The organism is Acidimicrobiales bacterium, assembly GCA_035546775.1.
In the GTDB taxonomy this organism is placed as follows: Bacteria; Actinomycetota; Acidimicrobiia; order Acidimicrobiales; family JACCXE01; genus JACCXE01.
Genome location: DASZWD010000022.1, coordinates 1 through 6,772, shown reverse-complemented (window position 1 = coordinate 6,772; position 6,772 = coordinate 1). Strand labels below are relative to the sequence as shown.

Genomic DNA, 6,772 nt, shown 5'->3' with positions numbered 1-6,772 from the left:
GTTGCGACCGCGGCGCCGAACTCGGCGCGGAAGACCTCCTCGATCACTCGGCGGGCGGCCCGTCCTGGAACGGGCGGATCTCGACGGGCTGGCGGCAGGCGACGGTGGCTTCCTTGGCCAGCGCCAGCGCCTCGTCGAGGTCGGCGGCTTCGATGATCCAGAAGCCGCCGAGGTTCTCCTTGACCTCGGCGAACGGGCCGTCGGTGACCACGACGTCACCGTCGCCCGTCGCCCGCACGACGGTGGCCGAGTCGGGCGTGTGCAGGCCGCCGGCGAACACGAAGTGGCCGGTCTCGATCAGCTTGTCGTTGAACTTGCCGGTGTCCTCGAACGCGCCGGTGGCCTCGTAGGCCTTCGTCTCGGCCTCCGTCATCGGGGCGTGCCACACGGACATCAGGTACTGGGTCATTTGGGGGGTCCTCCTCGGGATTGTTTCTATCCCTACGAGCGGGGTCGGACCCAGAGGACACCCGCCCCGCGGCTTCTTCTGAGGTTTTTCCGGCCTACGCGGCCACAACTCTGAGAAGAAGCTCGCGAATCTGATCGATCACCCATTCTGGGCGCTCAAAGATGTCGGTCCACGTGACGCGGACGAAGGCGAAACCGACGGCCTCGAGCGCGGCCTGGCGCCGTCGGTCGCTGGCCTGCTGAGACGCGGTGGAGTGCCACCTCCGGCTGTCGGCCTCGATGGCGCCCTTTTGTGCGAGGTAGCACAAGTCGATCTCGCGTCGCTCGCCGTTGCCGTCGACCACCTCGACGTTGCGCTGCGGCAGCGGCAGATCGCTGGCGCGGATGAGGTCGACCAGTTCGAGTTCAAGGACACTCCGACTCGGCTTGCCGTTCGGACGGTGATCCATCACGAACCGCAGCAGCGCCACGCCCCGCACACCGCGGCGCGAGTTGCGGCCGATCGTCTGCCAGATCTTGCGCTCCGTCGTGCGGCGTGAGAGCAGCGCCGACTCGACCGCAACCTCGACTTGGCGACGGTTGCGCGACGACGCCGCGAAACCGAGCAACGCGTCCTCGATCGCGACGACGCGCACGCCGTCGCGCACGCGGACGGAAATCGGCCGCGACGGGTGATGTATCACCACGCCCCGCGGTGCGGGTCCGCCGGCAGGTCCGGCGACAACGAGTTCGACGCGGTCGTCCTCGGGCCCGTCCACGCCCCACCAGGTCAAGGCGCTGCCCGCGTCGAGCGCGACGACGTCGCCGCCGGCCAGCTGCGCGGCGCGCGCGACTTGACGCCACGTCGCAGGTCCCGGCGACAGCAGGTAGACGCCGCGCTGGAGCTGCACCCAGTGCCGGTGGCCGATCATCGTGGCGATTCGCTCGTCGCTGAAGCCCAGCTTCGAGAGCTGCGCTCGCGTCGCGACGTGGTCCTGGTCGATCGCCAACTCGGCGAGGCCTGCGTAGTCGGGTGCTCTTCGCACGGCCCAAGAATGGCGAGGGGGTGTAACACCGACCGTTCTTCTGAGAGTTGTCCGTCTCAGGCCGGCACAACTCTGAGAAGAAGGTGGGGTCAGCCGTAAAACATCCGAAATCCGAGTTGCTTCACGAGCGCCGGCTGGTTTCGCTTCATGTAGCGCTCGACCGCGTCCATGCGCTGGTAATGGGTGAGGGCGTCGAAGAGGACGAGGTCGAAGGCGGCCGACACCATCCAGTCGACGTCCTGCTCCTTGAACCCGATGACGCAGCGCGCCTTGGTGCGGCGACGGAATTGCTCGACCTCGGTCGCCTTCACACCGAGGACGCCGCACGAACCGAAGTACAGCGTCTTACCGGTGCACTGGCCGGCGAGAACGGCGCCCATCTGGTCGAGGGTGATGTAGCGCCGGCCGATGAGGAGCCGACCGGGTACGCCGTGGAAGCCGAAGTAGCCGAGCGAGAACCGTTCGTACTGGCGCTGCGGCCACTTCGACACCGTCGACTCGAGCTCGGGGATCGACGAGATGCGCCAGTGCAAGAAGCGGACCTTCTTGTGCTCTTCGAGCAACTCCAGCAACGGCTTGACGCTCGCCTGATCAGTCAGCCGCGGCGACCACAAACCTTCGAGACAGAAGATCCCAGGCACCGGCCGACGAGGCATGCGGGATTCTTAACGCGGTAACCCTGAACACCCCAAGGCCGCAGGGGCGACTGGCTCGCCCCGGAGGCACGCCGGACGGTCGGAAACCGCGACCGCCCTGCTCGGCGCGTGCCATCGGAGTGCGGCCGGAACGCGCACACCCGCCTCAGAACGCGATACCGCGCGGGGTCGATCGTGGTTGCGCCGGCACTTCGTCTGAACGCTGGCAGTCCTCGTCTCGTTCTTGGAGCGAGGGTTCGCCCTTATTGGGCAATGGGTCGAGTTGATGGAGCGCTCGGCCGCCGCGAAATGTATCGAGAACCACAGAGAAATGCGTGGACCTACCTACATCGGTGACACATACGCGTACGGGTGGGAGAGTGGCAACGGCCTCGATAACACCGGCGTCAGCGTCCAGCGATACGACATCAACATCGCCGCCGGCAACCCGATCTGCAACGGCAACTTCACTGGCAACCTTGTGGCCCAGAACCAGTTCGTCAACTTCGACCCATACAACTGGATTGTGATGGGGACCCTTCACAAGTCCTCGAGCTGCAAGTACTGGTTCTCGGCCTACATGGCAAACGGCTTCTTTACGTTCATCACATCGAACGGCCCTCACGGGTATGCGCAGCACACCTTCCAAATAATCCGCAGTGGCACCGGCAACTCGTGGCAGTTCTACGTCGATATCACCAAAATTTGGGACTGGCCAATCTTCCTTCAGTACGCGGGCCATAGTGTCCAAGCGGGACTGGAGTCCTTCAGCGGCGGTATCGTCATCGGGCAGACGGGCTTCTACTCGCTGAAGTTCAACCACGCCGGCCCGTGGTACGACTGGTCTGGTCAGGATGGCATCCTCTTACAGGAACCCACGACGACCGAGGACGAATTGTGCGGAGGCTGGAACAGCCCCACCCACTTCCACGCGGCGGAAAACGCAACTTGCTGAGCAGGAGGCAACATGAGATTCGTACGTTCCTTAGGAGTCGTGGCTGCAGTCTGCGTCGCAGTTCCGGCAAGCGCATGCGGAAGTCAGCCAACAAAGGTCAACGCCGCGGCGCAAAACACAGCCGCACCCGCGACAGTCACAGGCGACTCCGGCGCCATTTCAGCTTGCAATTCCCGCGATGACTACCAGAACACCTCGCTCGTCGCCGCGTACACGGTGACAATCGGAGAGATAGAGCGTTGGCACCAGTCCAAATTGCCTGCAGGCTTTGGCCACGCCGAACCGGCGTTCGCCGACCAAATGGTGCAGACGACGCCAGTATCGGCGTGTTTCCTTGACGGACAGCTGCAGATTCCTACTCCCGGCGGCCCGAACGACCCAAAGACGCCAAACCGTGCAATCGTCATTATCGGACCGGACGGGCACGCACACCTGTATGTCGCAGGCTTTCACGGACGTAGCGACGCGCCGGAACTCAGCGCCGACCGCCCAGTCGCTCCGGCGAGTTAGCGAGCGCACACACCGAGATCTGCAGGCCGTTCTAACCACAGCCAAGCAAGCCAAGACGCCGTTCACGGCGAGATCGACGACGCTGCGGCAAAAGCGAGCGAACGTTTGTCGCCTGCGAGGCGAGGGCTTACGCGTAATTGGCGGCGCGGGCGGGGGTTTCGTCGGCGACGGCGGTGGCGGCGAGCCGGTCGCGCCACGCCGAGCGGGTGGCGATGGCGGCGGCGTAGGACGCCTTGCGACGGGCGACGCGGCCGCGGCAGGCCGCCGCGTCTTCCTCGGCGTCGTCGTTGCCGGTGAACTGAGCGGCGATGCCGTCACGCAGCATCTCGAGCGCCTCGGTGCGCAGCTGGGAGATGCGCGACACGGAGATGCCGAGTTCGTCGGCGACTTCCTGCGCCGGCACGTCTTCGAGGTAGGTCTTCTGCACGACGATCGAGTGCTTCGGCGGCAGGGCGGCAACGGCGTCGCGCAGGTAGCCGTGCATTTCACGAATCTCGAGCGCCTCGGACGGGTCGACGAGCGTGTTGTCGCACAGGGAGTCGGACATGCCGAACTCCTCGCCGAGGCCGTCGCCGACGGGAGCGTCGAGCGAGAGCAGCAGCGCACGCGAGGCGCGGGCCTCGATGTTGTGCAGCTCGTTGCTGCTGATGCCGAGAACTTCCGAGAGCGCCTCGTTGGAGGGCAGGCCGCCGCTGGCGCCGGCCATCTCCGTGCGGGCCTTCTCGACGCGGCGGGCGTCTTCACGCACCGAGCGCGGAGCCCAGTCCATCTTGCGGACGAAGTCGAGGATGGCGCCGCGGATGCGGTGACCGGCGAAGTGCCGGAACGGAACGCCGCGGCCCTCTTCGTAGCGGTAGGCCGCTTCGACGAGGCCGACGGTGCCGGCCGAGGTGAGTTCGCCGAGGTCGACGTGGCGGGGGAACTGCACCGCCACCTGGTTGACCACATGGCCCACCAGTGGCAGGTATTCCTCAATCAGCCGGTTTGCTTCTTGCTTGTCCGCCATCGTTTGTCTCCCGCCTTGAGGGCACCTGGTCTCGGTGCCCGACGGGACCCAATCGGCGGATCAACGGCTGGCCACAATCCGACCAACGGCCCATTAGAAGGGACTTTGGAACTACGCCGAACGGCGGAGGGGACTACTCGGCCGTAGTCACGTCCGGATTCGGCACAACGGCGGACGCGTTGGCCGCACCCGCGGCCTGCAGGGCGCCGTGGCCCGGCCCGTCGTGGAACGCGACGGCAACGATCAACGGCACGACGAAGCGTTCGAGCAGCCAGATGATGGTGATGAGCACCATCGCCCGCTGCGCCGCGGTGAAAACCGTCAGGCTGCCCATCAGCAGCCCACGCCCGATCGGCACGAGACACAGGATCCCAACGGCGGCCAACAGGCGCCGGATCATCGGGGCAGCAGCGAGCGCACGGCGAGCGCCAGCTCATTCGGGGTGGCGACGAGCTCGACGCCGTCGATGTAGATGATCCCCGGCGGGATGCCGATCATCGACGCCTGGAGGATCGGGATGGCCGACTTACGGCCCTGGCCGAGCGTGCACATGATGTCGGTGCTGCGCGCCGGGCTGGGCGAGAACTTACGGATCGCCTGCTCGAGGGCGTTGGTCCACTCGCCATCGGTGGTCGGCCACACCGTGTCGATGTGGTCGCAGATCTTCTGCGGCACGCCGAGGGCGAGCAGGTTGTCGGTCGACCACACGGGCTCGCCGCCGGCGACGCGGGCGCGCTTGACGCGGGCCTCCTCGGTCGCCTCGGGCGCCAGCTTGGCGTAGTGCTTGCCGGTCGGCGCCGGAGCAACCGCCGCGGCGGGCAAGGGCGCCGGAGCCGCCGGAGCCGCCGGCGCGGTGGGCAGCGGTGCGGGCGGGATGACCGCCGGCTCGTCCTCGGAGAGGAAGTCGTTCAGCGACTTCGCCCACGCGTTGTCGGCGGGCGCCGGCTTGGTCGTCGCGGCGGCGACGAGGTCGCGGCCCTCGGCTTCGGCGAGGAGCGAGTCGAACGCCTCGTCCATCGACTTGGGCTTGCTGGCCCGGGTGGCGCCTTCGGCGACGAAGGCGTCGACCTCGTAGCGCTCCTGGGCGAAGAATCCGGCGACGCCGCCCGAACGGACCTTGCGGGCTTCGGCCACCTGCACGTTGGGGCCGAGCACGCGCGCCGCTTCAGCGAGCGCCGCCTCGATGGTCGCTCCCTCAAACTGCTGCGTGTTGGACAAGGTTCACCACTCCAATCGGTTCAATGGTCAGGTTGCGGCTGAGTTCCGCATACGAAAGAACGGGTAGGTCGGGCCGGCTCGCCTGGGCGAGACGGTGGATGGACGGGCGCAACTGCTGGGCGCACACGAGCACCGGATGGCGCCCCGTGGCCTCGGCGCTGTTCATCGCCTCGCTGATGCCGGCGATGAGGCCCTCGGTGCGCAGCGGGTCGATGGCGAGGAACGAGCCGTTCTCGCCGATCTGCACCGCTTCGAGCAGGGCGTGCTCGAGCAGCGGCTCGAGGGTGACCACCGCGAGGGTGCCGTCGGTGGCCACCCGTTCGCAGATGGCGGGCCCGATGTTCTGACGGGCCGCTTCGAGCAGGTGCTCGGGGTCGCGGGTCGCGCGCGCCGTCGCCGTGATCGCTTCGAGGATGGCGACGAGGTCGCGGATCGGCACGCCCTCGGCGAGCAGGCCGCGCAGCACCTTTTGCACTTCCGCGATCGAGAGGCCGTCGGCGCCGCCGACTTCGGCCGCCAGCGTCGGGGCGATCTCCTTGACGGCGTCGACGAGGGTCTGCACGTCCTGGCGCGACAGCAGATCGGCGGCGCGGGAGCGCACGACTTCGGCGAGGTGGGTGACGAGCACCGACCCACGGTCCACGACGGTGGCGCCGCTGGCTTCGAGGCTGTCGGCGAGCTCGGCGGGCATCCACATCGCCGGCAGGCCGAACACCGGCTCGGTCGTCGGGCGCCCGCTCATGCCTTCGGTGATGAAGCCGTCGTCGAGGACGAGCACGCACCCTGGCGGCGCCTCGCCGCGGCCGGCTTCGACGCCGTGGACGCGGATGATGTAGGTCGACGGGCTGAGCAGCGGGTTGTCACGGGTCCGCACCAGCGGCACGACGAGGCCGAGGTCGAGGGCGATCTGGCGGCGCAGCTTGCGCACCCGCTCGAGCAGCATGCCGCCCCGCGTGTTGTCGACGAGGTCGAGCAGGTCGGTGGCGAGTTCGAGCTCGAGGGGCTCGACCCGCAG

The 6,772-nt window shown here is 67.4% G+C and carries 9 protein-coding genes; 2 read left to right on the top strand and 7 right to left on the bottom strand.

Annotation, left to right across the window (positions count from 1 at the left end; all coding sequences use genetic code 11):
- Window positions 1-43: 43 nt before the first annotated feature.
- The 3 genes from VHC63_04895 to VHC63_04885 form a co-directional block, all read right to left on the bottom strand.
- A complete protein-coding gene (locus VHC63_04895; GenBank protein HVV35920.1) occupies window positions 44-409 on the bottom strand; it encodes a YciI family protein in 366 nt (121 codons plus the stop codon).
- 94 nt (window positions 410-503) lie between these two features.
- A complete protein-coding gene (locus tag VHC63_04890; GenBank protein ID HVV35919.1) occupies window positions 504-1,433 on the bottom strand; it encodes a DUF559 domain-containing protein in 930 nt (309 codons plus the stop codon).
- Between the two features lie 89 nt (window positions 1,434-1,522).
- Window positions 1,523-2,089: a hypothetical protein gene (locus VHC63_04885; GenBank protein ID HVV35918.1), complete on the bottom strand. Its 567-nt coding sequence runs from the start codon at window positions 2,087-2,089 to the stop codon at window positions 1,523-1,525.
- A gap of 265 nt (window positions 2,090-2,354) precedes the next feature.
- Here VHC63_04885 and VHC63_04880 point away from each other — a divergent pair, with 265 nt between their 5' ends.
- Both VHC63_04880 and VHC63_04875 read left to right on the top strand, forming a co-directional pair.
- Window positions 2,355-3,023: a hypothetical protein gene (locus VHC63_04880; protein ID HVV35917.1), complete on the top strand. Its 669-nt coding sequence runs from the start codon at window positions 2,355-2,357 to the stop codon at window positions 3,021-3,023.
- A gap of 39 nt (window positions 3,024-3,062) precedes the next feature.
- On the top strand, window positions 3,063-3,533 hold the full coding sequence (locus VHC63_04875; protein ID HVV35916.1) for a hypothetical protein: 471 nt from the start codon (window positions 3,063-3,065) through the stop codon (window positions 3,531-3,533).
- 127 nt (window positions 3,534-3,660) lie between these two features.
- Here VHC63_04875 and VHC63_04870 read toward each other — a convergent pair whose 3' ends face one another.
- The 4 genes from VHC63_04870 to VHC63_04855 all read right to left on the bottom strand — a co-directional run.
- Complete coding sequence (locus VHC63_04870; protein HVV35915.1) at window positions 3,661-4,539, bottom strand: sigma-70 family RNA polymerase sigma factor; 879 nt, start codon at window positions 4,537-4,539, stop codon at window positions 3,661-3,663.
- 133 nt (window positions 4,540-4,672) lie between these two features.
- Entirely contained in the window at window positions 4,673-4,939 is a 267-nt protein-coding gene (locus VHC63_04865; protein ID HVV35914.1) for a hypothetical protein, read from the bottom strand.
- Window positions 4,936-5,757, bottom strand: a complete 822-nt coding sequence (locus VHC63_04860) for a hypothetical protein (GenBank protein HVV35913.1) — start codon at window positions 5,755-5,757, stop codon at window positions 4,936-4,938. The genes VHC63_04865 and VHC63_04860 overlap by 4 nt, the downstream gene beginning before the upstream one ends.
- The coding region (locus VHC63_04855) for an FHIPEP family type III secretion protein (protein HVV35912.1) at window positions 5,735-6,772 on the bottom strand (1,038 nt) is incomplete at its 5' end. The genes VHC63_04855 and VHC63_04860, both read right to left, overlap by 23 nt.